Annotated in this window: 26 protein-coding genes; 9 read left to right on the top strand and 17 right to left on the bottom strand. The window is 70.5% G+C overall.

Annotated elements, in window-relative coordinates; all coding sequences use genetic code 11:
* Positions 1-4: 4 nt before the first annotated feature.
* The 8 genes from RC2_RS17115 to RC2_RS17080 all read right to left on the bottom strand — a co-directional run bounded on the left by RC2_RS17115 (position 5) and on the right by RC2_RS17080 (position 7,892).
* Complete coding sequence (locus tag RC2_RS17115; protein ID WP_068145625.1) at positions 5-1,252, bottom strand: alkaline phosphatase family protein; 1,248 nt, start codon at positions 1,250-1,252, stop codon at positions 5-7.
* 36 nt (positions 1,253-1,288) lie between these two features.
* Positions 1,289-2,614, bottom strand: a complete 1,326-nt coding sequence (locus tag RC2_RS17110; protein WP_068145610.1) for a T3SS (YopN, CesT) and YbjN peptide-binding chaperone 1 — start codon at positions 2,612-2,614, stop codon at positions 1,289-1,291.
* 60 nt (positions 2,615-2,674) lie between these two features.
* Entirely contained in the window at positions 2,675-2,974 is a 300-nt protein-coding gene (locus RC2_RS17105; RefSeq protein WP_068145607.1) for a GNAT family N-acetyltransferase, read from the bottom strand.
* Between the two features lie 38 nt (positions 2,975-3,012).
* On the bottom strand, positions 3,013-3,741 hold the full coding sequence (locus RC2_RS18765) for an ABC transporter ATP-binding protein (RefSeq protein ID WP_068145604.1): 729 nt from the start codon (positions 3,739-3,741) through the stop codon (positions 3,013-3,015).
* Positions 3,738-4,538 (bottom strand): ABC transporter permease, encoded by an 801-nt coding sequence (locus tag RC2_RS18760; protein WP_371828675.1) that lies wholly within the window; start codon positions 4,536-4,538, stop codon positions 3,738-3,740. Before RC2_RS18760 ends, RC2_RS18765 begins: the two co-directional genes overlap by 4 nt.
* Positions 4,539-4,545: 7 nt before the next feature.
* Positions 4,546-5,550, bottom strand: a complete 1,005-nt coding sequence (locus tag RC2_RS17090; protein WP_068145602.1) for an ABC transporter substrate-binding protein — start codon at positions 5,548-5,550, stop codon at positions 4,546-4,548.
* Positions 5,547-6,278, bottom strand: coding sequence for a TenA family protein (locus RC2_RS17085; RefSeq protein WP_068145599.1), 732 nt, complete (start codon positions 6,276-6,278; stop codon positions 5,547-5,549). The genes RC2_RS17090 and RC2_RS17085 overlap by 4 nt, the downstream gene beginning before the upstream one ends.
* 213 nt (positions 6,279-6,491) lie before the next feature.
* Positions 6,492-7,892: a sugar porter family MFS transporter gene (locus RC2_RS17080; RefSeq protein WP_068145597.1), complete on the bottom strand. Its 1,401-nt coding sequence runs from the start codon at positions 7,890-7,892 to the stop codon at positions 6,492-6,494.
* Between the two features lie 134 nt (positions 7,893-8,026).
* On the opposite strand from RC2_RS17080, the gene RC2_RS17075 reads away from it, so the two are divergent.
* Both RC2_RS17075 and RC2_RS17070 read left to right on the top strand, forming a co-directional pair.
* A complete protein-coding gene (locus RC2_RS17075; protein WP_068145661.1) occupies positions 8,027-8,416 on the top strand; it encodes an SRPBCC family protein in 390 nt (129 codons plus the stop codon).
* 45 nt (positions 8,417-8,461) lie between these two features.
* Positions 8,462-10,039 (top strand): carboxylesterase/lipase family protein, encoded by a 1,578-nt coding sequence (locus RC2_RS17070; protein ID WP_068145595.1) that lies wholly within the window; start codon positions 8,462-8,464, stop codon positions 10,037-10,039.
* On the opposite strand, the gene RC2_RS17065 is transcribed toward RC2_RS17070, so the two are convergent.
* Positions 10,040-10,339: a DUF1540 domain-containing protein gene (locus RC2_RS17065; RefSeq protein WP_068099845.1), complete on the bottom strand. Its 300-nt coding sequence runs from the start codon at positions 10,337-10,339 to the stop codon at positions 10,040-10,042. It abuts the gene before it with no gap.
* 142 nt (positions 10,340-10,481) lie between these two features.
* On the bottom strand, positions 10,482-11,849 hold the full coding sequence (locus RC2_RS17060) for an FAD-binding oxidoreductase (protein ID WP_068145592.1): 1,368 nt from the start codon (positions 11,847-11,849) through the stop codon (positions 10,482-10,484).
* Positions 11,850-12,144: 295 nt separating this feature from the next.
* Here RC2_RS17060 and RC2_RS17055 point away from each other — a divergent pair, with 295 nt between their 5' ends.
* A complete protein-coding gene (locus tag RC2_RS17055; RefSeq protein WP_371828674.1) occupies positions 12,145-12,534 on the top strand; it encodes a hypothetical protein in 390 nt (129 codons plus the stop codon).
* Between the two features lie 57 nt (positions 12,535-12,591).
* On the opposite strand, the gene RC2_RS17050 is transcribed toward RC2_RS17055, so the two are convergent.
* Positions 12,592-13,239 (bottom strand): Type 1 glutamine amidotransferase-like domain-containing protein, encoded by a 648-nt coding sequence (locus RC2_RS17050; protein WP_068145590.1) that lies wholly within the window; start codon positions 13,237-13,239, stop codon positions 12,592-12,594.
* Positions 13,240-13,317: 78 nt separating this feature from the next.
* Between RC2_RS17050 and RC2_RS17045 the strand changes: the two genes are divergently transcribed.
* Positions 13,318-15,027 carry a dihydroxyacetone kinase family protein gene (locus tag RC2_RS17045; RefSeq protein WP_068145587.1) on the top strand — a complete coding sequence of 570 codons (1,710 nt, stop codon included), beginning with the start codon at positions 13,318-13,320 and terminating at the stop codon, positions 15,025-15,027.
* A 21-nt stretch (positions 15,028-15,048) separates the two neighbouring features.
* Here RC2_RS17045 and RC2_RS17040 read toward each other — a convergent pair whose 3' ends face one another.
* Together RC2_RS17040 and RC2_RS17035 are read right to left on the bottom strand one after the other, a co-directional pair.
* A complete protein-coding gene (locus RC2_RS17040) occupies positions 15,049-15,471 on the bottom strand; it encodes an HIT family protein (RefSeq protein WP_068145585.1) in 423 nt (140 codons plus the stop codon).
* The gene (locus RC2_RS17035) at positions 15,468-16,280 is read right to left on the bottom strand and encodes an SIR2 family NAD-dependent protein deacylase (protein WP_068145583.1); all 813 of its coding nucleotides are present in this window, start codon (positions 16,278-16,280) and stop codon (positions 15,468-15,470) included. The genes RC2_RS17040 and RC2_RS17035 overlap by 4 nt, the downstream gene beginning before the upstream one ends.
* 301 nt (positions 16,281-16,581) lie before the next feature.
* Here RC2_RS17035 and RC2_RS17030 point away from each other — a divergent pair, with 301 nt between their 5' ends.
* Genes RC2_RS17030 through RC2_RS17020 form a run of 3 tightly spaced genes read left to right on the top strand, consistent with a single transcriptional unit; the run spans position 16,582 to position 19,459 of the window.
* On the top strand, positions 16,582-17,706 hold the full coding sequence (locus tag RC2_RS17030; RefSeq protein WP_068145578.1) for a Re/Si-specific NAD(P)(+) transhydrogenase subunit alpha: 1,125 nt from the start codon (positions 16,582-16,584) through the stop codon (positions 17,704-17,706).
* Entirely contained in the window at positions 17,706-18,023 is a 318-nt protein-coding gene (locus tag RC2_RS17025) for an NAD(P) transhydrogenase subunit alpha part 2 (RefSeq protein ID WP_068099852.1), read from the top strand. The genes RC2_RS17030 and RC2_RS17025 overlap by 1 nt, the downstream gene beginning before the upstream one ends.
* Entirely contained in the window at positions 18,020-19,459 is a 1,440-nt protein-coding gene (locus tag RC2_RS17020; protein WP_068145575.1) for an NAD(P)(+) transhydrogenase (Re/Si-specific) subunit beta, read from the top strand. Before RC2_RS17025 ends, RC2_RS17020 begins: the two co-directional genes overlap by 4 nt.
* A 58-nt stretch (positions 19,460-19,517) precedes the next feature.
* Here the strand turns inward: RC2_RS17020 and RC2_RS17015 are convergent, their stop codons facing one another.
* The 4 genes from RC2_RS17015 to RC2_RS17000 all read right to left on the bottom strand — a co-directional run bounded on the left by RC2_RS17015 (position 19,518) and on the right by RC2_RS17000 (position 22,797).
* On the bottom strand, positions 19,518-20,168 hold the full coding sequence (locus tag RC2_RS17015) for a hypothetical protein (RefSeq protein ID WP_068145572.1): 651 nt from the start codon (positions 20,166-20,168) through the stop codon (positions 19,518-19,520).
* 66 nt (positions 20,169-20,234) lie between these two features.
* Positions 20,235-21,275, bottom strand: coding sequence for an alpha-ketoacid dehydrogenase subunit beta (locus RC2_RS17010; protein WP_082895362.1), 1,041 nt, complete (start codon positions 21,273-21,275; stop codon positions 20,235-20,237).
* Positions 21,272-22,399: a thiamine pyrophosphate-dependent enzyme gene (locus RC2_RS17005; RefSeq protein ID WP_082895361.1), complete on the bottom strand. Its 1,128-nt coding sequence runs from the start codon at positions 22,397-22,399 to the stop codon at positions 21,272-21,274. Before RC2_RS17005 ends, RC2_RS17010 begins: the two co-directional genes overlap by 4 nt.
* A 185-nt stretch (positions 22,400-22,584) precedes the next feature.
* Positions 22,585-22,797 carry a hypervirulence associated TUDOR domain-containing protein gene (locus RC2_RS17000; RefSeq protein WP_068145569.1) on the bottom strand — a complete coding sequence of 71 codons (213 nt, stop codon included), beginning with the start codon at positions 22,795-22,797 and terminating at the stop codon, positions 22,585-22,587.
* A gap of 95 nt (positions 22,798-22,892) precedes the next feature.
* Here RC2_RS17000 and RC2_RS16995 point away from each other — a divergent pair, with 95 nt between their 5' ends.
* Both RC2_RS16995 and RC2_RS16990 read left to right on the top strand, forming a co-directional pair.
* Positions 22,893-24,377, top strand: a complete 1,485-nt coding sequence (locus RC2_RS16995; RefSeq protein ID WP_068145566.1) for a cryptochrome/photolyase family protein — start codon at positions 22,893-22,895, stop codon at positions 24,375-24,377.
* A 71-nt stretch (positions 24,378-24,448) separates the two neighbouring features.
* Positions 24,449-25,321, top strand: coding sequence for an SDR family oxidoreductase (locus RC2_RS16990; protein ID WP_068145564.1), 873 nt, complete (start codon positions 24,449-24,451; stop codon positions 25,319-25,321).
* Position 25,322 lies beyond the last annotated feature (1 nt).

The raw sequence follows: 25,322 nt of genomic DNA, 5'->3' as shown, positions 1-25,322 counted from the left end.
GGCGCTACGACCGCGCGAGCAGCAACGGCACCCGGGTCTCCGCGTCGGTGAGCGACCCGTGATGACCCAGCAGCGCGGATTGATTCGGCTCCGCCCCCGATCGCACCACGGCGCCGGACCCCAGAGCCAGCGCCAGGACGTCACCGATCGTGCGGGCGACGGCCGGACGAACGGGCCCGAACCATCCGCGGTCGATCGCGTCGTCTCGACCGATGACCAGATAGTCCTCGCCCAGCGTCTCCCGCCAGCGCTCCGCCACGTCGGACGCCGCACCCGGGCGGGCGAACACGTGCCGGGCGCGGGGCTCACCGGCGATCATCGTCACGTCCTGCGACAACGTCGGCGTCGTGTCCACGTCGACGCGGTCCGCGACGTCCACCATCCCGTGATCCGCCGTGACCACCAGGGCGGCGTCCGCCGGCAATCGCGCCGCGACGGCCTCGACGATCGAATCGACCTGTCGCAGTTCGAAACTCCAGGCATCGGACGACGGCCCACGGACGTGTCCCGTGAGGTCCAGCTCGGACCAGTACGAGTACACCAACGACCGGTCGCCCCGGCTCAGCGCGCTCACGGTCCGCGCGACCAGATCGCCCGCCGACACCGACGCGGCGAAGTCCCCGCCACGCAGGACCGCACGGGTCAGTCCCGACTCCCGCTGATAGGACGGTGCCACCCGGGACACAGCGATACCGGCCGCCGCAGCCCGCTCGAACACCGTCGGGTGCGGTTGGAACTCCTCCGGTACCAGGGTGGACAGCAGATCCGACGACCCTTTCGGCGACGACCCTTTCGGCGACGACCCACCCCCTCCGGCCTGCCCGTCCTTCGTCGACCGGCCTCCGGCCTGCCCGTCCTTCGTCGACCGGCCTCCGGCCTGCCCGTGCAACCGCCAGTGCAGCGGATTCATCGGCCGGTCGTACCCCTCGACCGCCGTCAGGTAGCCCACGATGCCGTGCTGGCCCGGCGGGCGGCCGGTGCCGAGCGAGGCGAGGCTCGTGGCCGTGGTGGATGGAAAGGTCGACGTCCAGGTCTCGCCGGTCATCGACGACAGCATCGGCGCGTGCTCGGCCCGAGCGGCGAGCTGCTGCGCCCCCAGTCCGTCGACGAGCAGAACGCAGACGCGCCGGACGCCGGCGAGGCCGAGCGTCGTGGGTGAGCCGTCTCCCGTCACCGCCCCGAGCACGGCGGGGAGGAGATCGGACAGCGTGTTCACCCCGTAGCGGGGCACCGACATCACCGGGGAGACCATCGGTCCGACGTTACCCGGGCGGCCCACCGTGCCGGATCAGTCGAAGAGCGTGTCACCGACACCGCCCGCCGGGTCGACGCCACCGAACAGGTCGAGCTGCACGGTCGACGATCCGTCCCGCGCCTCGGCGACGAGTCGCCTGTGGGCGGCGGTCAGGAGCGCGGCGGTCATCCGCCACACGCGGGCGTCGAGCCCCGCGGACGCGGCCACGCGCTCGTCGTCCCACACCGTCCGGGTCAGGGACTGGTTCTCGCATCCGCGGGCGAGGGCGAGCAGGTCGGCGATCCGCGCCCGGTCGGCGCCGCAGAGGGCGAGGACCTCGCCGACGCTCACGTCCGCACCGCGTTCCCACACGGCCTCCGCGAGCCGGCACAACGACTCCGGCAGCAGCGGCGATCGGCCCGCCGGTGCGGACGTGACGGAGCCCGTGCGGTCGAGATAGGGACGCGCACCCAGAGCCGTCACGACGTCGTCCGCCGCCTCGGCGACGAACTTCTCCATCACCGCCAGCATGTCGAGCACGTGCTGGGGAACGAACGGCACGACCGTGACGTCGACGGTGGCCACCACCCGATCCTCGTCGAGAACGAGTTTGACGTGCGGCCAGCGACGGTTGACGTCGGCGATCACCTCGGCGGCGTGCGCGGTGTCCTCGATGCCTGCGGCCACCGGCGCGAGGATCTGCACGAACGGCGCGTCCTCGGTGGGGCACAGGTACAGCCGGGCGGGACCGAGCCGGAACGGGTAGTCACCGTCCTCGTCCGCGTCCGGAAGAAAGCCGAGCAGGTGCCGAAGGGTGGCCTCGACCAGAGCACGTCGGCCCGCGGCGTCGGCGGTGCGGACGGCGACGAACGGATCGAACGCCGGCGCAGCCGAGACGACGGTTCGACCGATGCCGCACACCTCCGCGTCGGCGGGCCCCGTCACGGTCAGGAAGCTGGGGTGGGGCACGGCCCACGCGTCCCGCAGCACGCGCACGCACGCGTCGGCGGCGCGGTCCGCGTAGCGGTGGCCGAGGTCGAGGTACCAGTTGACGGGTATCGACTCGTCCGCGGTATCGCCCCTGTCCTCCGCGTTCCGGGGCGGCGCGTGGAATCCGAGCTCGCTCAGGAGCGCGGAGCCGGACGCCGTCCAGGCCCGGTACGGAGCCAGGTAGTCGTCCGCGAGCACCTCGCATCGCACCACCGACTCGTCCCAGCCGTGGAACTGCACGCACGGCGGTGCGGGGTCCGACGGCGTGTGCGGGCACTCGATCAGCAGCGTGTCACCCGCAGCCAGAGCCGCCACACCGTCGGCGAGCAGGGTGCGGAAGGTCGCCCAGGCGCTGCGTGTCGCGCCGTCGAGCGTGTCCACCTCGTTCATGCCGCGACCGTAACGGCGACCACCGACACGATCGCCGCGCTCGGCGATCGGACGCGCCCGTCAGGCTCCCGCGACGAGGTCCCGGTACTCGGCGTTCGTGTCCACGAAGTGCCGCACGTAGCTGCAACTGGGGACGATGCTCAGCCCGGCCGCTCGCGTGTCGTCGAGCGCCTCGCGCACCAGTACCGCTGCCAGCCCCCGCCCACGGAACTGCGGCAGCGTCACCGTGTGGTCGAAGTCCCGCGACCCGGCGCCGGGACGGTACTCGGCGTATCCGGCGACCTCGTCGCCGACGAGGATCTCGAAGCGGTGCCGGTCGGCGTGATGCTCGACGCGGGTGGTCTCGTCCGGTTCTGCCATGGACCGAATCTACTCGCCCTCCCCTCGGCGGGGACCGATCACGACGTGCGCAGCGACGCGAGCAATCGGCGCTCGTACTCGGCGAACTCGGGCGTGGTGACGCGGTCCGCTCCGCGCGGGCGGGGGAGGGTCACGGCGACGTCGTCGACCACGCGAGCGGGTCGGGGCGAGAGGACGACGACGCGATCGGACAGGTGCACCGCTTCGCGCACGTCGTGGGTGATCATGAGCACCGTCCATCGGTACCGCTGCCAGACGTCCTCGAGCCAGTCCTGCATGGCCGATCGCGTGATCGAATCCAGCGCGCCGAACGGCTCGTCGAGCAGGACCACCTCCCGCCCCTGCACGACCGTGCGGAGGAGGGCCGCGCGCTGCCGCATACCGCCGGACAGCGCGGCAGGCCGAGCGTCCTGGAACCCGTCCAGACCGAACGCGGGAAACAGGTCGTTCGCGGTCTGCCGAGCGCGTGCCGCGGGCACGCCCTGCACCTCGAGGCCCAGCGCGGTGTTGGCGAGGACGGTCCGCCAGGGGAACAACAGGTCCTTCTGCGGCATGTAGGCGCAGGGCGGGGCGTCGACCGACCCGGTGTCCGCGCGGTCGAGTCCGGCGATCACGGAGAACAGGGTGGACTTGCCGCACCCGCTCGGGCCGAGGATCGAGACGAAGCGACCCGCCTCGACGGAGAGGTCGATGCCGTCCAGGACGGATCGACCGTCGAACTCCTTGCGGACGTGTCGCAGGTCGACCACCGGGTCGGGCGGGCTCACGGTTCCTCCCCCCTGGCCCAGGGCGCCACGAGGCGCTCCACCACGTACGTCGACAGGAACAGCGCGATCGAGCACAGCGCGGTGACCACCACCGCCGCGAGCACCAGATCGGTGCGGAACGCGTTCTTCTGCTGACTCATGTAGATGCCGAGACCGCTGGTGGCGCCGACGTATTCGGAGAACACGGCCCCGACCACCGCGTACGTGATACCGATGCGCAGCGAGGTGAAGAAGCGCGGCACGGCCGACGGCAGGCGCACGTAGCGGAACTGTTGTCGACGCGAGGCGCCCATGCTGCGCAGCAGACGGTCGGATTCTCGGTCGGCGGAGGCGAATCCCTCGATCAGACCGACCGTCGTCGGGAAGAACGTCACGAGGGCGACGACGAGCAACTTCGGGACGATGCCGAATCCGAACCAGATGATCATGAGCGGTGCGAGCGCCACGATCGGCACGGTCTGCGAGATCACGAGCAGTGGAACGACGGCACGACGGAGCCGCGGCGAGAAGTCCACTGCGGTCGCGATGATCCACGAGACCACCAGGGCCAGACCGAAACCCACGAGCGTCACCTGCAGTGTCGACGCGGCGTGGCCCGCGATCACCTCGCGCGCGGCCCACCCCTGTGCGGCGACTCGGCTCGGTGCCGGCAGTACTCGGGGTGACACGTCGGCCAGGCGAACGTAGGTCTCCCACACCGCGATCACGGTGGCCACCAGGATCACCGACGGCGCCCATCGCGACGGGTGCAGGCCCCCCGTCCGTCGCGGAGGCGGCGGATCGGTGGGCCGGCTCACCGACCGCTCAGTCGGCGAGATAGTCATCGGTGAAGTACGTGGACCAGTCCGGCTCCTCGGCCAGAGGTGCGCCGTCGGGCCCGGTGAGCACGCCCGCCTCGTAGAGGAATCGCGAGTACCCGGACCACTTGTCCAGCGTCTGCGTGCCCACCCGGCCGTTCTCGTCGCGGAGATACCGCTCGGAGAGGATGCGCTGGCTCTCCCGGACGAGGTCCTCGTCGGGGAAGGCGCCCGGATCGGCCTCGATCAGATCCTGCGCGGCGGCGTCGGGATTCTCCGCCGCGAAGGCGTAGCCGCGCTGCAGTGCCTGGACGAACGCTCGTGCCCGGTCCGGGTTCTCGGCCAGCCAGTCCTCGTTGCCGTCGATGACGATGGCGTACGAATCGGGGAAGCCGTAGTCGGTGTAGTCGAAGTACTTCATCGGCGTGCCCGCGCGCTCGGCTTCCAGTCCCTCCCAGGCGAAGTAGGAGACGGTGAAGTCCGCTTCGCCCGCGTACACGGCTTCGTACGCGCTGGTGCCGAGGACGACGGTCTCGAAATCGCCGGTGCCCCCGTCGTTGCGGATGACCTCCGCCAGGGAAGCGGACTCACCCGCGTCGCCGAATCCGGCGTAGGTCTTGCCGTCGAGGTCCCGTGGCGACGCGATGTCGGGACGGTCGGCGCGCACGCCGATTCCGGTGGCCCAGTGCTGGAGTGGCGCCATCACCGAGACGATGTTCGCGCCGGCGGCCTTGGCGTGGGTGGCCGAGCTGTGGAAGCTGACGCCGAATTCGGCGTTGCCGGAGTCGACCAGGGTGTCGGGTGACGTCGAGTTGTAGGGGAGCACCTCGACGTCGAGACCGGCGTCGGCGAAGAAGCCTTCCTGCTGGGCGACGAAGAAGCCGGTGTGGTTGGTGTTCGGCGTCCAGTCCAGTGCGAAGCGGATCGTGTCGTCGGACGCGGTCGACGACGAGCATCCGGCCAGCGTGGACGCGAGGATCAGAGCGGCGGCCGCTGCCGCGCGCGCCCTCATGCCGAGGGCCACGGCGTGGTGTGCAGCGCGGTGTCCCAGAACAGCAGTTCGTACCGCAGCGCGACGACGAAGGCGCGGGTCATCCGCGCGCGCTCGTCCGGCCCGGCGTCGCGTGCGGCGGCGTCGACCACGTCCCGCGCCCGGGCGGCGGAGACCTGGAAGTCCTCGGCGTCGTAGGTGGTCACCCACCGTGCGTAGGGGTGGTCGGGATCGGCGGCGAGCACCGCGCGTGCCGACGCCGCGAGCGTGCGCCCCACCTCGGCGTAGATCCAGAAGCAGGGCAGTGCAGCGGCGGCACCGACGGCGTAGCTGTCCGTCGCGGCGGTGGCGGTGAGGTAGGAGACGTACCCGAGGCAGGCGGGGCTGTGCTCCGTCGATGGCGGTGCGTCGCCGAGTCGGGGATCGTTGAGCAGGTCCGCGTGCAGGGACTTCTCGACGGTCACCGCCGTGGCGGCCGACGTCGCCCAGAACGCGCCGTCCACCGGATCGGGCGCGCGGGAGGCGAGGAGGGCGAGCGCCTTGGCGTAGCCCTCGAGATACAGACCGTCCTGCTCGATGTAGGTGCGGAAACTCTCGACGGGGAGGGTGCCGTCGCCGAGTCGGCGCAGGAACTCGAGATCGTCGATGGCGCGGCGCAGGTCTGCGGTCACGTCCCAGAGATGGTCGGTGAATCGTGGGTGAGTCGCGCCCCCGGGTGGCGCGTGCTCGGGCAGCGTGGTGTGCGGCATCGCCGGACATCCCTTCGTCAGAATTATCTGCATCAGGTTCGCGGGTGTCTTCTCAGCCTCGCCGTACTCGGCGAAGCACCCCGTGTCGGTACGCCGCGACAGTAGCACCGCCGTCGGCGGGCGGCCCCGTCCGCCGACGGTGCCGGTGCACGACGCACGAATCCGCGGCCCCCGAGTGCGGGGCCGCGGATTCGTGTGCGGTGGTGGGATCGCTCAGAACTTCATGTCCTCCAGCTCCATCCCCTTGGTCTCGGGGATCTTGGCCTTGACGAAGAAGAACGAGACGGCCGCGAAGAACGCGAACCCGCCGTACACGATCGACAGTCCCACCCACTGCGTCAGCTGCGGGAACATCAGCGAGATGACGAAGTTCGCCACCCAGTTGGCGGCCGTGCCGATGCCGAGGGCCATGGCGCGCATCCGGTTGGGGAACATCTCGCCGAGCAGGACCCACATCACCGGTCCCCAGGTGGCGGCGAAGAAGACGACGAAGAGGTTGGCGCCGATCAGCGCGACCACACCCCACGGCTCGGGCAGCGAGACGTCGTCGCCGCTGCCGATCTGCTGCGAGAACGCGACCGCGGCGAGGAGCAGTCCGACGAACATGCCGACGGACCCGGCCATCAACAGGTTCCGTCGACCGATCCGGTCGACGAAGAGAATGGCGACGAACGTCATGGCCACGTTGATCACGGAGGTGATGACCGACGTCGTGAACGACTGGGATTCGCTGAAGCCCACGGACTTCCACAGGGTGGTGGAGTAGTAGAAGATCGCGTTGATGCCGACGAACTGCTGGAGGACGGCCATGATGATGCCGACCCAGACCAGCGGCTGGAGTCCGAAGCGGGGACCGCGGATGTCGGCGAACGACGACTGCTTCTCCTTGCGCAGGGTCAGCCGGATCTCGTGGATGCGCTCGTCGGGATGCAGTTCACCGGTCACCTCGGCGAGCACGCGGGCCGCCTCCTCGTCGAGATGCTTGCCCACCAGGTAGCGCGGCGACTCCGGAATGAGCAGTGCCAGAACGCCGTACACCACCGCGGGCACGACGCCGACGATGAACATCCACCGCCACGCCTCGATGCCGAACCAGTAGTCGTTCGACGCGCCGCCCGCTCCGTTGGCGAGGACGGCGTCGGACAGCAGCGCCGCGAAGATGCCGACGGTGATGGCCAGCTGCTGCAGGGACGCGAGGCTGCCGCGCATGCGCGCCGGGGAGATCTCCGCGATGTACGCCGGGGCGATCACCGACGCGATGCCGATGCCCAGTCCGCCGAGGACGCGCCACACCATGAGGTCGGGCACGCTGAACGCCAGGCCCGATCCGACCGAGGAGACGATGAACAGGAACGAGCCGAGCAGCATGACCTTCTTGCGGCCCCACCGGTCCGCGAGTCCACCGGCGAACCAGGCGCCGGCGGCGCAGCCGAGCAGGGCGATGGCGACGGTGAAGCCGGTGAGGAACTCACCGAGGACGAAATGGCCCTGAATGGCGTCGACCGCGCCGTTGATCACCGACGAGTCGAAGCCGAAGAGGAAGCCGCCCACCGCTGCGGCCACGGTGACGCCGATGACTTTCGCGGTGTGGTTGGCCGAAGCCTGAGTGGTCATCTGCGCACCTGGTTTCTCGAAAACGACGTGGTCCGTTCTCGGACACTACGCCGCAGGCGCAGCCCGTGGTCCGAGACTCCCGCCGTGGTCCGATCGCGGGTTTGAACCGGGGGTCCGACGTCAATCCGGCCGCGGTGAGGACGACACTGCGACGACGAGGACGGGCCACGGCGGACACCGCCTGGGAGCGCTACGCCGACATCTCGCTGTGGCCGACCTGGGCGCCGCAGATTCTGGGGGTCGACGCGTCGACCGAACGCCTGACGACCGGGACCACCGGCACCGTGAAGGGTCCGGTGGGAGTCCGCGTGTCCTTCGAGGTGCTGGCCGTCGACGAGTCGGCCCGGACGTGGGCCTGGCGGGCCTGGATAGGGGCCCGCAGCGCCGGTCTGACCCTCGAACACGGTGTGGAGACGCAGGGCGCCGGATCCGCGACCTGGCTCACCGTCGACGGGCTCGCCCCGATCGTGCTGGCCTACTCACCGGCCGCCTATCTCGCGCTCGGGGGTCTGGTTCGGCCGTGACCGGCCCGGAGCGCTCGGTCCGGCGAGCCGGGTAGCGTCGGCCGGGTGCCGCAGAGCGAGAGCACCCGAGTGATCGACTGCCCGTTCGGCCGCGTCCGCGGTGTGGTTCGCGGCGAGGTGGTCTCCTGGAAGGGAATCCCGTACGCCGAGCCGCCGGTCGGCGAGCGCCGCTTCCGCCGGCCGGGCCCACCGGTCACGTGGGACGGGGAGCGCGACGGGTCCGCCTTCGGGGCGATGGCGCCGCAGGGACGCGGCGGGCCGGTCCCGATGGACGCCACCCTGCCCGTCGACGAGGACTGCCTGACCCTCAACGTCTGGGCCCCGGTGCCCGACGGCGTGCTGCGACCGGTGATGGTGTGGATCCACGGTGGCGCCTACTCGCTGGGCTCGTCGGCGCAACGCATCTACGACGGCCATCAGCTGTCCCACCTCGGCGAGGTGGTGGTGGTGACGATCAACTACCGGGTGGGTGCGCTGGGCTGGCTGGATCTGTCGGACCCGTCGCTCGGCGGTGACCGCTTCGACACCAACATCGGCCTACGGGACCAGATCGCCGCGCTGACCTGGGTTCGCGAGGCGATCTCCGCCTTCGGCGGCGATCCGGAGAACGTCACGGTCTTCGGGGAGTCCTCCGGCGGCGCGTCGGTGACCACGCTCATGACCTCGCCCCCGGCGGCGGGTCTGTTCCACAAGGCCATCGCCCAGAGCGCCCCCGCCACCTCGGTGTACGGCCCCGAGCGCGCGCGATCCGTGGCGGAGCGGTTCCTCGAACTGGTGGACCTGAGCCCGGACCGCGTCGAGGAACTCCGCGACCTGCCCGTCGAGCGGCTCGTCGAGGCATCGGACCTGTTGGTGTACGAGATCCCCGAGAAGGTGCCGGGCACTCTGGGACTGGCGCCCGTCGTCGACGGCGACGTCGTGCCGCGATACCCGGTGGCTGCGTTCCAGAAGGGCTACTCGCACCCCGTTCCCCTGATCATCGGGTCGAACAAGGACGAGGCCTCGGTGTTCCGGTTGATGAAGTCGCCGCTCATGCCGGTGACCCCCGAGACGGTGGCCACCATGTTCGAGGCGATCGCCGCCGACCATCCGGACCTGTCCGCCGAACGGATCGCCGAGATCATGGCGGCCTATCCGGACCTGCCCAAGAGTGCTGCAGCGCTGGCTTTTTCGCGGGACGCGAGCGCCGGGGCCGCGGCGCTGTCGCGGGATGCCGGGTTCCGGATGCCGAGCCTGTGGATCGCGGATGCGCACTGCCGCCGGTCACCGACGTTCGTCTACCGCTTCGATCACGCGACCCCCGTACTACGGGCAGCCCGTATCGGGGCCGGCCACGCGACCGAACTGCCCTACGTCTTCGGCAACTTCGGCACGTTCGACCGCGATCCGACCTTCTGGCTCGGCGGACGCAGAGCAGCGCAGCAGGTCTCCCGGCGGGTTCAGCGACGCTGGGTGGCGTTCGCCTGGCACGGGGTACCTGCTGCGCTGGACGGCTCGAAACACTGGGCGCCCTACGACTCTCGTCGGCGAACGCTGCTCATCGATTCTCGCGACTCGCTGGCCCCGGACCCCGATCGCGAACTCCGCGAGGTGTGGGGCGACGACGTCCTCGGCTTCAGCTGATCAGGCCTTGCTGTAGGTGAGGCAGTTGGCGGTGTCGGAGGACTCGCCGGCGCCGATCCGGACGGCGGCGGCCGTGCACTCGAGGTCCTTGTTGTGGGCGCAGTCCGCGCGCTGGCAGGCGCCGACCTGCGGGGACACCACGTCGAGCCCGCCCTTGGTGGAGAGGGGGATGAACGTGGCGCAGTCCGCCGTGCCGTTGGAGCCGCCGACGCTGATGGCGAAAGCGTGGCAACCGTCGTGGTTGTAGGAGCAGCTGCTCACCGAACAGTCGGTGACTTCGGGCATTTCCAGAGTGGCCATGACATTCTCCGTTCAGGTGACGCGGTCGGGTCGTCGGAATACGACGGTAACCGAGAAAAACCGCTCTCACCAGCAAGGTCAGGCTGACCTGAGTATGGGTTGCCTTTCACCAACGCGTCCGTGACGAAATCGTTCGAGGCGATCAGAGCACGGCGCCGGGATTGAGAATTCCCGCCGGATCGAGCGCATTCTTGATTCGTCGGGTGAGCTCCATGACGTCGTCGCCGACCTGGTCGGGCAGCCATGCCTTCTTCAGTCGGCCGACGCCGTGCTCACCGGTGATGGTGCCGCCGAGCGAGATCGCGAGGGTCATGATCTCGCCGAACGCCTGGTGGGCCCGCTCCTCCATCTCCTTGTCGTCGGGGTCGAACACGATGAGCGGGTGGGTGTTGCCGTCGCCGGCGTGTGCGATCACGGCCACGGTCACCTGCCGCGCGTCGGCGATCTTCTCGATGCCCTGCACCAGATCGGCCAGCGCCGGGAGCGGTACGCCGACGTCCTCGAGCAGCAGCGACCCGGTGCGCTCCACGGCCGGGATCGCGAATCGGCGCGCGGCGGCGAAGGCTTCGCCCTCGTCGGGATCGTCGGTGACGAAGACCTCGGCCGCGCCCGCCTCGGTGCACGCGGCGGCCATGATCTCGGTTTCCTCGGTGCGGTGCGCACCGGGGGAGTCCGATCGCGCGACGAGCATGGCGGCGGCGTCGCGGTCGAGACCCATGTTCATGGCGTCCTCGACGGCGTTCACCGAGGTGCGATCCATGAACTCGAGCATGGCCGGCCGCAGCGACCGCGTGATCGCCAGAATGGCGTCGGTGGCGTCGGACAGGTCCGCGAACGTCGCCACGACGGTGCTGGCGGGGGGCTGCGCGGGGATGAGGCGCAGCGTCACCTCGGTGATGACGCCGAGCACCCCTTCGCTGCCGACGAAGAGTTTGGTCAGCGAGAGCCCCGCGGAGTCCTTGAGGCGCGCGCCGCCGAGACGCACGACGATGCCGTCCGCGAGCACCACCTCGAGCCCGAGGACGTAGTCGGTGGTGACGCCGTACTTCACGCAGCACAGACCGCCCGCGTTGGTCGCCGCGTTGCCGCCGATGGAGCACATCTCGAACGACGACGGGTCCGGCGGGTACCAGAGCCCGTGTTCGGCCGCGGCCTTCTTCACCTCGGCGTTGAGCAGGCCCGGTTGCACCACGGCCGTCCGGGTGACGGGGTCGACGGTGATCGCCCGCATGTTCTCGGTGGAGAGCACGATGCCGCCGTCCACGGCGGTGGCTCCGCCGGACAGGCCGGAGCCGGCGCCGCGAGGGACGACCGGCACGGAATGGGCCGTGGCCCAGCGCATCACGGCTGCGACGTCGTCGGTGCTGCGGGCGCGGACGACGGCGAGCGGGGTTCCGGCGTCCGGATCGCGGGCCCAGTCCTGCCGATAGCTCACCAGGATGTCGGGATCGGTCACCACGACCTTGTCGTCCAACAGTCCGATCAGTTCCTGCACCCGCGTGTCGGTCATCGACGATCCCCTCCAGTGACTCGGGTGCGACGCGTCCGCGTGAGCACCCGTGATCGACGCTACCCGTGCACCCGCGATCGTCGAGGGGGTTTCCGGACGAGACCGGATGGTTCGAGCGGGTGTCGTTCGGTCGCGAGCGGGCCTCGAACACGCTCGTCACATCAGTCACAGTGTTCACTCTGTTACCAGATCGTGCCTCGCAGGCTGCCGACAACGGGGCGAGCGACAGTTAGCGTCGGACCACGGCACCTCGGCACCTCCGCCGACACCGAGGGGGCGAGCAAGGAGGGTTCCCATGGCCCGGTCACGCACCACGGAGCGCACGACGGCAGCAGCTCAGGCACTGCAGCCGACGCCGGCGCACCGCACGTCGAACAGCAGTGCGGCTGCGGTGGCCGCCGCGATGTTCTCCTACGACTTCGTCGACGACGGAGTCGACTACGACACCCTCGAGGCGCTGCACCGCGGCGAGATCTCGTCGTGGATCGAGGCTCTCGCGCAGTCGGGCCTCCTCGCCGAGGCCGAGGTCGCCGCCGTCGCGCGCGAGTGGGGGGAGCGGCCGTCGCTGCTGCTCGATGCACTCCTCACCGACGCCGACGAGATGACGGTGCGGCGGTGCCGGTTGGCCTGGGCCTCGATGGATCGGTTGGCGCCCTTCACGTTCCCCATCGCGCACAGCGGGTGACCCCGCTCGTCGACACAGCGGGTGACCCCGCTCGTCGACACAGCGGGTGACCCCGGTTCAGAGGATCCGGTCGTCGTCGCCGTCCCGGACGAACACCTGATCGTCGGTCAGTGTCCGGTACCGCACGCCGGCCGCGCGGCAGGCGTCCGCCATGGCTCGGGCGGCACCGTCGGGGTCCAGCGCGGACGGGGCCGCGGGCGTCGACCAGTGCGGAACGAGGACGTCGTCGATCATCCCGAGTCCGTGCTGCGGCACGGGATCGTCGGTGATCTCGGCGAGTTCGTCGGGCGGATCGGCAGCGTCGACGCCGGTGAGTGACGGTCCCATGACGCAGGCGCCCGCGCTGTAGCCGGCGTAGACGAGGTCGTCCCGTCGAAGTCGTTCTCGCAGAACGTGATCGACGCCCGAGGTCGCCAGCCGATGGCGCAGGACGAAGGTGTTCCCCCCGCGTACCCATACGGCCGGCAGTCCTGCCAGGGCGGCCTCGGCGGTCGTCGGCGTGACCGCGCGGAGGTCGACCTCGACGGGGTCGAATCCCGCCTCCGCGAGGAGAGTGAACTCGCTCGTCGACGCCGAGGCTCGCGCCGCGGCCGGCCAGGCGTCGGCCGCTGCGGCGACGACGCCGATGCGACCCGGTGTGCCCACCAGGTCGAGCAGGCGGGCGCGATGCGAGCCGAATCGATAGGACGCCAGGAACAACCTCATGACTCAGTCTCACATCCGGCGCACGTCCGGGCCTCCGCATCCCGGCCCCGTGGCCGCGTCCGGCCGTAGGGTCGGGTCATGTCGTCCTCGAAGATCGTCGATCCCGGGTCCGTCGTCGCCGATGCCTGCCGCGCCACCGCGCGCGCAGCCGCCGCCCTGCGCTGGGTCGAGCGGCCCGGCTACTTCACGCGGCGTGACCCCGTGGACCGGGGCCGTGTCGCCCTCCTGTCCGGTGGCGGGTCCGGCCACGAGCCCCTGCACTCGGGCTTCGTCGGAGCGGGCATGCTCGACGCGGCCGTGCCGGGCGCGGTGTTCACGTCCCCGAACAGCCTCGCGATCGAGGCCGCCACCCGTGCGGTGGACGGCGGCGCCGGCGTGGTGCACGTGGTCAAGAACTACACCGGGGACGTCATCAACTTCGGTGTGGCGGCGGACCTCTGCCGCGCCGACGGCATCGACGTCGAGACCGTTCTGGTCGACGACGACGTCGCCACGGACTCGTCGGGCTCCGACGGTCCCGGTCGTCGCGGCACGGCGGCGACGGTCGTCGTCGAGAAGCTCTGTGGGGCCGCGGCGGCACGCGGGGACGACCTGACCGCCGTCGCCGACCTCGGTCGGCGGGTGGCGGCCGCCTCACGCAGCATGGCCGTCGCCTTCCGGGCCTGCACGGTGCCCGGTGCGTCCTCGCCCTCGTTCGAGCTCGGCGACGACGAGGTGGAGGTGGGCGTGGGGATCCACGGCGAACGCGGGACCGCTCGTGCGAACACCCTGACCGCCCGCGAGGTGGTCGACACCCTGCTGGACCCCGTGTTGTCGGCACTCGACGCGGGCGACGGCGACGACGTGCTCCTGGTGGTCAACGGACTCGGCGGCACGCACGCGCTCGAGATCGCCGTCGTCTTCGGCGATGCCCTCGACGCTCTGGCCGCACGCGGGGTGCGGGTGCGCCGTCACCTCGTGGGGACGTACGTGACCGCGTTCGACATGGCCGGTGTGTCCCTGACGGTCGTGCGGTGCGGTCCCGACCTGCCGACCGACGACGTCCTGGCCCTCTGGGACGCCCCCACCGCCGCGCCCGCGTGGCCCCACGCGCCGGCCCGCGAGCTGCACTCGGACTCCGTCGTGGACGGGGAGCGGCCGTCGGACACGCCAGGTTCGGCGTCGGGTGACGACGGGGAGCCCGATCCCGTGGTCACCGCCTGGATCACCGGCTTCACGGAGCGGGTGCGCGACGCCGTCGACGAGCTCACCGAGCTGGATCGGCGGGCCGGCGACGGCGACTTCGGCGTCACCATGGAGGCGGGCCTGCGAGATGCTCCCGATGCGTCGTCCGCGCTGTCGGCCGGGGCGATGTTCTCGGCGCTGTCCCGCAGCTTCCTCGAGAACGCGGGCGGCACGTCCGGCGCACTCTTCGGAGCGGTGTTCCATCGCCTGGCCGACGGGCTCGCCGGACGGGACGTCGACGCCGACACGGTGGCGGACGCCGTGCGGGGTGCGCTCGAGATCGTGATGCGGCTGGGCGGTGCCGACCCGGGCGACCGCACGATGGTCGACGCGCTCGCTCCGGCCGCCGATGCCCTGCACGGCGCGCGGACCGACTCGCTGGCGGCGGCGCTGACCGCCGCCGCGGACGCCTCGGCTCGGGGAGCGGAACGGACCGCCGGCATGACCGCGCGACGCGGGCGAGCCAGCTACGTGGGCGATGCGGCCCGCGACGTCGTCGACCCCGGCGCCCTCGCGGTCGCGTGGTTCTTCGCGGCGGGCGCCGAGGCGGCGGCCGCGTCCTGACGTCGGACTCGGTCGCCGGACTCAGTCGGCGGTCACGGCCGCCCGAATGGCCTCGCCGGTCCGGGCGAGGTCGCCCGGTCGACGGGTGACGAACCCGGCCACGAACCGGATGCGGTCGCCGTCGTGCCGCGGGACCACGTGCAGATGCGAGTGGAAGACGGTCTGGAACGCGGCCCGGCCGTCGTTCATCGCGAGGTTGACGCCGTCCGCACCGAGTCCCCGGCGGACGGCGGCCGCGAGCAGCTGACCGGTGCGGAACACGTCACCGGCGATCGTCGGGTCCAGGTCGGCCAGCCCGGACGAGTGGGCCTTCGGGATCACGAGTGTGTGGCCGGTGGTGACGGGCCGGATGTCGAGGAAGGCCAGCGTCGTGTCCGTCTCGTGGACGACGGTGGCGGGTGCGGCGCCCGCGACGATGGCGCAGAAGATGCAGTCGGGGGTCATCGCACCTCTCCGTGATCGAGAACGCTGTCGAGCAGCGCGGGCAGCGCATCGGCGGCGCCGGCCCGCAGGTGATGGTGGGCCATGTCCGACACGGCGGTCTCCGCGGGGTCGATCTCGATCACGAGTGCACCCGCGCTCCGGGCGAGTGCCGGCAGGCCCGCGAACGGATAGACGACGCCGGACGTGCCGATCACCAGCACCACGTCGGCCTCCTCGGCCGCCGTCTCGGCTGCCCGCCAGGCATCCTCGGGCAACGCCTCGCCGAACCAGACGATGTCCGGCCGCACCGGACTGCCGCAGTCGGCGCACGGCGGGGGCGGCATTCGGATCTCGTCCTCGGTGTCGTCGCCGGTTCCGTCGAGATCCCCGGTGACGTCGAGCGGACCGTGATACGGCGTGTCGCAGATCGAGCACCGGACCGCGGTCAACGAACCGTGGACGTGGGCGGCGACGACGGCCCCCGCCCGCTCGTGGAGATCGTCGACGTTCTGCGTGGCGATCGTCAGGCGTCCGCCGCGATCAGCCGCGTGCTGCTGCCAGCGTGCGAGGGCGACGTGACCGGAGTTCGGTTCCGCCCGTGCCGCCAGCGCGGCGCGGCGCCGGTACCACCCCCACACCAGATCGGGATCGCGCACGAACGCGGCGTGACTGGCCAGGTCGGCGGGGTCGAACCGGGACCACAGGCCCGTCTGCGCGTCACGGAACGTGGGGATGCCCGACTGCGCCGACATCCCCGCACCCGTCAACACGGTGATCGTGTCGGCGCGGCGGAGGGCGGTGAGGACGTCGTCGGGAAGGGTGGCGGTCACGCCGTCGAGTGTGCCCGGTGAGCGGACCGGACGGGTGTTATGAGTTCTCTCACAATCCGTGTCCGGTATGCGGCTGTGTGTCTGTGGTGTGCGTTACGTTTCTGGTCGGCCCTATCCGGCCGTGATGCGGAACCGATCGGTGATGTGGCGTGTGCGAACCGCCCCCGTCGCCCGTCGTTCCTTCCTGCATGGCCACGGCCCTGCCGACACGTCCCCAACCACGGGCGGGTCGGCGATGCGCAGGTCATCTCTCGTCTCGATCTCCGTCGGGACGTCGATGCGTTCGTAGAGGAAGTCGTCAGTGGTGGAGAATTCTCGGGGCGCCGGGCCGCTCGTCGGGGTCGTGCGCGAGAGCGCCGAGGGCGAGCGGCGGGTGGCCCTGGTGCCCAAGGTCGTGTCGTCGTTGGTCGGCAAGGGCGTACGGGTGGTCGTGGAGGCCGGCGCCGGTCTCGGGGCGCTCATCCCGGACGAGCTCTATGTCGACGCGGGGGCCGAGATCGGTGATCCGTGGTCGGCCGACGTGGTGGTGAAGGTCGCGCCGCCGTCGGAGTCCGAGGTGGGCAAGCTCGCGTCGGGCACCACCCTCATCGGCTTTCTCGCGCCGCGCAACGCGGACACCGTCATCCCGGCGCTCGCCGCGGCCGGCGTCCAGGCGTTCGCGGTGGAGGCGATCCCCCGGATCTCCCGCGCCCAGGTGATGGACGCGCTGTCCTCCCAGGCGAACGTGGCCGGCTACAAGGCCGTGCTGCTCGCCGCATCGGAGTCGACGCGCTTCTTCCCGATGCTCACCACCGCCGCGGGCACGGTGAAACCGGCGACGGTGCTGGTGCTCGGCGTCGGTGTGGCCGGGCTGCAGGCCCTCGCGACGGCCAAGCGCCTCGGTGCGCGACCGACCGGGTACGACGTGCGTCCGGAGGTGGCCGATCAGGTCCGGTCGGTCGGTGCCCAGTGGCTCGATCTGGGAATCGACGCGGCGGGTGAGGGCGGGTACGCCCGCGAGCTCACCGAGGACGAGCGCGCGCAGCAGCAGGCGGCGCTCGAGAAGGCGATCGCGACGTTCGACGTCGTCATCACCACGGCGCTGGTGCCGGGACGGCCCGCGCCGCGTCTGGTCACGGCGGCGGCGGCGTCGGCGATGAAGCCGGGCAGCGTGATCGTCGACCTCGCCGGGGAGACGGGCGGCAACTGCGAGCTCACCGAGCCCGGCCGCACCGTGGTGAAGAACGACGTGACCATCTGCTCGCCGCTCAACCTGCCGGCCACGATGCCCGAGCACGCCAGCGAGCTGTACTCGAAGAACGTGTCCGCGTTGCTCGAACTGATGCTCGACGAGTCCGGGTCGTTCGCCCCCGACTTCTCCGACGAGGTCCTCGAGAAGTCCTGCGTGACCCGGAACGTCCCCACCACCGAAAAGGCGGACGCCTGATGTACCTGTCCTTGCTCGCGAACATCGCGATCCTGGTTCTCGCCGGGTTCGTGGGTTTCGCCGTGATCTCCAAGGTGCCCAACACGCTGCACACGCCGCTGATGTCGGGCACCAACGCCATCCACGGCATCGTCGTGCTCGGCGCGCTGATCGTCCTGGGCCGGTTGCCCGAGGACGCGTCGTGGGGCGTGCGCATCATCGCATTCGTCGCCCTGATCTTCGGCACCCTCAACGTCGTCGGTGGCTTCCTCGTCACCGACCGCATGCTGGGCATGTTCAAGTCGAAGCCCGTCGCGCGTGAGGGGGCGGAGAAGTGAACAACCTCGTCGCGGTGCTCTACATCGCCGCCTTCGCCCTGTTCATCTACGGCCTGATGGGCCTGACCGGTCCCAAGACCGCCGTGCGCGGCAACTGGATCGCCGCCGTCGGTATGGGTGTGGCCGTGGTGGCCACGCTGATCGAGGTGCGCGACACCGCCGCGATCAACTGGATCCTCATCGCCGCCGGCCTGGCGATCGGTGTGATCCTGGGTGTGCCGCCGGCCAAGCGCACGAAGATGACGGCGATGCCGCAGCTGGTCGCCCTGTTCAACGGCGTCGGTGGCGGCACCGTGGCGCTGATCGCGTGGTCGGAGTTCCTCGAGACCGACGGGTTCTCCGCCTTCCAGCACGGGGAGGAGCCGACGGTCCACATCGTGGTCGGGTCGCTGTTCGCCGCGGTGATCGGGTCCGTGTCCTTCTGGGGTTCGCTGGTGGCGTTCGCGAAGCTGCAGGAACTGCTGAACAAGAAGGTGGAGAAGGCGTTCGTCGCCAACGCCCGCACGTTCCAGCTGCTCAACATGGTGCTGCTGCTCGTGGCGGTGGCCGCGTCGGTGTGGATCGGCATCCACGCCACTCCCGGTGAGGGCACGGCGGTCCGGTGGATCGTGATCGTGCTGGTCGCGGCGGGCCTGATGGGTCTGTTCGTGGTGTTCCCGATCGGCGGCGCGGACATGCCGGTGGTCATCTCGCTGCTCAACGCTCTGACCGGTCTGTCGGCCGCGGCCGCGGGCCTGGCGCTGAACAACACCGCGATGATCGTCGCGGGCATGATCGTCGGCGCGTCCGGCACCATCCTCACCAATCTCATGGCGACGGCCATGAACCGGTCCATCCCGGCGATCGTCTTCGGGTCGTTCGGTGGCGGCGCGGCCGCGGCCGGTGTCGCCGGCGAGGGCGGTGGGACCGTCAAGTCCACCTCCGCGGCGGACGCGGCCATCCAGATGGCCTACGCCTCGCAGGTCATCGTGGTGCCGGGCTACGGGTTGGCCGTGGCTCAGGCGCAGCACGCGGTGAAGGACATGGCGTCGATCCTCGAGTCGAAGGGCGTCGAGGTGAAGTACGCCATTCACCCGGTGGCCGGCCGCATGCCCGGGCACATGAACGTCCTGCTCGCCGAGGCGGACGTGGAGTACGACTCGATGAAGGAGATGGACGACATCAACGGGGAGTTCTCCCGCACCGATGTCACCCTCGTCATCGGCGCGAACGACGTCACCAATCCCGCGGCCCGCAACGATCCGAGCTCGCCCATTCACGGGATGCCGATTCTCAACGTCGACGAGTCGCGGTCGGTGATCGTGCTCAAGCGGTCGATGAGCTCCGGCTACGCGGGCATCGACAATCCGCTGTTCACCGCGGACCGCACCTCGATGCTCTTCGGTGACGCGAAGAAGTCCGTCAACTCGGTCATCGAGGAGCTCAAGGCGCTCTGAGTTTCTTCCAACCGCGTAGGTGACGTCCCGATCACCGAAGCAGCCCTGGAGCCCGCCGTCAGCGGCGGAGCTTCAGGGCTGCCGTGTCGAGGGGGTTCTTGCGCTCGCGTCGGGCCGCGATCGGCGAGTGCGCCATGACCACGGCGGCCAGTGCCCACCAGGTTCCGGTGATCGCCAGGGCGCCGAGCACGCCGACGATCGACGCGGCCGCGGTGACGACGGCGGCCAGGGCCACCGCGGCCGTCGCGGCGAGTCCGAGGCCGAGAACCGCCGGGCGGACGCGGGGCGGGACCACCAGGGACGCCGCGGCGACCAGCGACGCGACCGCCACGATCCGACCGTCGGGATGGGCGGAGGCCAGCACGGACTCGGGCAACCAGGACCGCGCGGCCGCGGCGGTGAGCGGGGCGCCCGGGCAGAGCATGAGCACCGCGCCGATGCCGTACGGAAGGGCACGCACGATCGAGACGACAGTCAATGCCGCCACCACCACCAGCACGGCGGTGACGTCGATCGCGGACAACACGCGCGCGGCAGGGCCGGTCACGGGTTCGAGGATCGGCCTGGCCGTCGGATACGCGACGCCGGCCAGGGGGAGCGCGGCGTAGAGAACGACGAGGGTCACGGTGCCGACGGCCGCGGCCAGCCACAACCGCGGCGTGGACCGTCGGACGGACAGGACGATCTGCTCGGTGGTCGAGGTGCTCACGGCACACCATGATGGACCGTCATCCTGGCAACCGTCTGTGAGAGCTCGGTCACCCCTCCGGTCGGGTCAGCGAAGCACGGCGTCCACTCCCGCCAGGATGCGGTCGACGTCGGGCAGGTGATGGCGTTCGAGGCGAGCGGCCGGGTAGGGCACGTGGAACCCCGTGACCCGCTCCACCGGCGCCTCGAGCGAGTAGAAGCAGTCCCGCGAGACCTGCGCGGCGATCTCGGATGCGATGCCGAGGAACCCGGTGTCCTCGTGTGCCACCACGAGGCGTCCCGTGCGGCGCACGGAGCGGCAGACCGTGTCCATGTCGAGAGGGGAGAGCGAACGCAGGTCGACCACCTCGAGGCTGCGCCCCTCCTGCTCGGCGACCTCGGCCGCGAGCACGGCGGTGCCCACGGTCGATCCGTAGGTGACGACGGTCGCGTCGGTGCCCATGCGCATGATGCGGGCCCGGTCGAGCGGCAGATCCGGTGCGGCCGGTGACCACGCGCCCTTGTCCCAATAGCGGCGCTTGGGCTCGAAGAAGATCACGGGATCGTCGGAGGTGACGGCCTGCTGGATCATCCAGTAGGCGTCGTGGGGCGTGCTGGGCGCGACCACGCGCAGCCCCGCCGTGTGCGCGAAGTACGCCTCGGGTGATTCCGAGTGGTGTTCGACGGCACCGATTCCGCCGCCGTAGGGGATGCGGATGACCATCGGGGCACCGACCAGGCCCGCGGTGCGGTACCTGATCTTGGCCACCTGCGAGACGATCTGATCGAAAGCCGGGTAGACGAAGCCGTCGAACTGGATCTCCACCACCGGTCGGTAGCCGCGGAGCGCCAACCCGAACGCGGTGCCGACCATGCCCGATTCCGCGAGGGGCATGTCCAGGACGCGGTGTTCGCCGAAGTCCTTCTGCAGTCCGTCGGTGATGCGGAAGACGCCGCCGAGTTTGCCGATGTCGAGGCCCATGAGGATCACCTTCGGATCGGCCTCGAGCGCAGCGCGCAGGCCTGCGGTGATGGCGCGTCCGAGGGTGCCGGTGACGCGATCCGAGGGGGAGTCGTCCGGCCGATCGGAGGCGGGTCCCTCGGGACGGATGGGGGTGGCGGTGGTCATCGCAGAGCCTCCTTCTGGCTGTCGACGAGCGAGTGGGGCTCGGCGTAGACGTGGTCGAGCAGGGTGGCGGGATCCGGGTCGGGAGCCCCGACGGTGGCCGCACGCAGGCGGGCGGCCACGTCGTCGGCGGTCGCGGACACGCGGGACCGGGCATCGTCGGTGAGGACGTTCTCACGGTCGAGGAGTCGTTCCAGCCGGAGCAGGGGATCGCGGCCCGCCCAGACGTCGCGTTCGGCGCCGGGCCGGTATCGGGTGGGATCGTCCGACGTGGTGTGCGGGCCCATGCGGTAGGTCATGGCCTCGACGAACGTCGGTCCGCCGCCGGTGCGGGCGCGGTGCGCGGCCGCGCGGGTCACGGCGAGCACGGCGAGGACGTCGTTGCCGTCGACGCGGATCGCCGGCATCCCGAAGCCGGCCGCGCGAGTGGCCAGCGGGACCGGTGTCTGCAGCGAGACGGGTTCGCTGATTGCCCAGTGGTTGTTCTGGCAGAAGAAGACGACTCCCGCGCCGAAGGCGACGGAGAACGACAGCGCCTCGGAGATGTCGCCCTCACTGGTGGCGCCGTCGCCGAAGTAGGCGACGGTGGCGGCGTCGACGCCGTCGAATCGGGTGCCCATCGCGTATCCGGTGGCGTGCAGGCCCTGCGCGCCGACGATGATCGCCGGATTGGTGATGCCGTACTCGGTGGGATCCCAGCCCGCATGGGCGGTTCCTCGCCAGAGGGCCGTGAGCTTCTCGACGGGAACGCCGCGGCAGTACGCGACGGCGTGCTCGCGGTAGCTGGTGAAGACGTAGTCGTCACGGGCGAAGGCGCGGGCGGAGCCGACCTGCGCAGCCTCCTGGCCGAGGAGTGGTGCCCACAGCCCGAGTTCGCCCTGCCGCTGGAGGGCGGTGGCCTCGGTATCGATGCGCCGGGCCACCACCATGTCGGTGTAGAGGGCCAGCATGTCGTCGGCGGTCACGTCGGAGACGAGGCCCCAGTACTCGCGATCGTGGACGCGTCGGCCGTCGGGCTGTACCAACTGGACCGGATGGGCGATGCGGTCCACCGGCCGTGGTCGGCGGTCGTGCGGTGTCGGGGACTCGTCGACGGAGTCGAGGAGTCGCTCGTGCGACGGGGTCATGATCGTGTCCCTCCTGCGCCGGCTCGGGCCGTCTCGTGAACGGCCGGAGCATGCTGTGGTGCGCTGCCTGTGGCGTGCTTCACAGCATGCCCTGTGCGGCCGGATGCGCAAGAGGAAGTTCGTCGATAGTGCAGAGTGCGCAGTAAGGCCGGTCGGCATCTGCGCCGACCGGCCACCGTGCACGGTCAGTCCTTCTCCAGCTCGCTGTCCAGTTTGAGCAGTTGTGCGCCGTCCTCCTGCTCGAGCAGGTACGCCGGGTTGTCGTCGGTGCCGTTGCGAGTGATGTCCGACCCCTTGATCTTCTTGCTCACCTTCTCCTTGTGGACTTCGACCACCTTGCCCTCGGCGGTGCCCTCGCCCCACTTCCACTGAACCTTGGTGCCCTTCGTGTACGTCATGGCCGGTGCGTACCCCCTCCGCTCTCGTTTCACCGGCCCGGTCCGGCCGCGATCGGGCCTCGATTGGGTACGGACGCGGCGGGGAATGATCACCCATGGCCACACCCGCACCGCTCTGGGTCTTCGCGGACCAGCTCGGCCCCCACGTGCACTCGTCCGACGAGACGAAGGACCGCGAGGTGGTGATCGTCGAATCCGCAGGCGCGCTGGGTCGTCGGCGGGGGCACCGGCAGAAGGCGCACCTGCTGCTGTCGGGGATGCGGCACCTCGCCGACGAGCTCGGGGACCGCGCGATCCACCTGCGGACCGACACCTACCGCGAGGCGCTCGAGAACGTCGGCCGGCCCGTGGTGGTCCATCAGCCGACGTCGCGCCGGGCCGAGGCGTTCGTCGCCGCCCTGGCGGAGGAGGGCCTGGTCGAGGAGGTTCTGCCCACCCCCACCTTCGCGCTGTCGCGCGAGGACTTCGCCGAGTGGGCGGGCAATCGCACCTCGTTCGTCATGGAGAACTTCTACCGCGATCAGCGGCGGCGGTTCGGGGTGCTCATGGACGGCAAGGATCCCGAGGGCGGTACGTGGAATCTCGACGCCGAGAACCGCGAGAAGCCCCCGAAGAAGCAGGCGACGCTGGGTGTCCCGGAACCGTGGTGGCCCACCGAGGACGAGATCGACGAGCAGGTCCGGAGCGATCTCGACGGGATGGACGTGCAGTGGTCCGGCATCGACGGCCCGCGTCGGTTCGCGGTGACGGCGGACGAGGCGCGGCATGCACTCGCGACGTTCGTCGACACGCGGCTGTCGACGTTCGGTCCGTACGAGGACGCCGTCATGGCCGCGGACTGGACGATGTCGCACTCGCTGCTCAGCGTGCCGTTCAATCTGGGGGTGCTGCACCCGCTCGAGGCTGCGCGCGCGGCGGAGAAGGCCTACCGGGACGGCGATGCTCCGCTGGCGAGCGTCGAGGGATTCGTCCGGCAGATCCTCGGGTGGCGTGAGTACGTCTGGCACCTCTACTGGCATCTCGACGACAGCTACATCGACAAGAACGAGATGGGCGCGGACACGCCGCTGCCGCCGTGGTTCGCCAGCCTCGACGCGGAAGAGGTCACCGCGGCCTGCCTGTCGGACTCGCTCGCGGGTGTCCACGATCGCGGGTGGGTGCACCACATCCCGCGGTTGATGATCCTGGGAAACCATGCGCTGCAACAGGGTTACGATCCGCGCGCACTCACGCGGTGGTTCACCGAACACTTCGTCGACGGGTACGAGTGGGTGATGCCCGTGAACGTCGTGGGCATGAGCCAGCATGCCGACGGCGGCATCATCGCCACCAAGCCGTACGCCTCGGGCGGTGCCTACATCGACCGAATGACGGACTACTGCAAGGGATGTGCGTTCGACCCGAAGAAGCGGCTGGGCGAGGACGCGTGCCCCTTCACCGCCGGGTACTGGGCCTTCACCCACCGCCACCGCGACCTGCTGGCCTCGAACATGCGCACCCGCCGCGCCGTCAGTTCGATGGATCGGCTGAAGGATCTCGACGCCGTGCTCGAGCAGGAGAAGAAGCGCACCTCGTTCTGAGCCGGCCGCCTCCGGTCGGACCGCGGCCCCTCCTGTCGTGACCTGGCTCACCCGTGCCTACTATCGGAACGATGCGAATGACGGACAGGGTCGCGGTCGTCACCGGAGGTGGCGCCGGCATCGGTGCCGCACTGGCGTCGGCGCTGGTCGACGCGGGTAATCGGGTGGTGGTCGTCGATCTGGACGGTGATGCGGCGCAGGCGGTCGCGGATCGGCTCGGTGAGCGAGCGCGGGCGCTCGGCGGCGACGTGGCCGACGACGCCGTCATCGCCGCGGCGGTGGATCTGGCGGAGTCGACCTTCGGGCCGCTCGACGTGTTCGTCGCCAACGCGGGCACCACGGCCGGGATGGGCCTCGACAGCACCGACGCCGCGTGGTCGACGGCGCTGAACGTCAACGTGCTCGCCCACGTGCGCGCCGCGCGCCTGGTGGTTCCGCGCTGGCTCGAGCGCGGAACGCCCGGGTACTTCCTGACCACGGCATCCGCGGCCGGCCTGCTGACCCAGATCGGCTCGGCCACCTACTCGGTGTCCAAGCACGCGGCCGTCGGGTTCGCCGAGTGGTTGTCGGTCACCTACGGCGATCGGGGCGTCGCCGTCAGCTGTCTGTGCCCGATGGGGGTGAACACGGCACTGCTGAACTCCGGCTTCGACAGCGACCGTGAGGGCGCGTCGGTGGCCGCCGCGGCGGTGACGAGCGCCGGCGGCGACGTCCTCGAACCCGAGGACGTCGCGCGGATGACGCTCGACGGCATGGAGGCCGAACGCTTCCTGATTCTCCCGCACCCGCAGGTCCTGACGATGTACTCGCACAAGAGCGCCGACTACGACCGGTGGATCGCCGGAATGCGCCGCTACCGCAGCACTCTGGAACGCAGCGCTCCCGACGGCAACGCTCCCGACCGCAGCACTCCCGATCCCGCCGCCGACACCAGACAGGGCTGAC

It is taken from the genome of Rhodococcoides corynebacterioides NBRC 14404, assembly GCF_001894765.1.
Classification (GTDB): domain Bacteria; phylum Actinomycetota; class Actinomycetes; order Mycobacteriales; family Mycobacteriaceae; genus Rhodococcoides; species Rhodococcoides corynebacterioides.
This window is presented reverse-complemented; position numbering and strand designations above follow the sequence as displayed.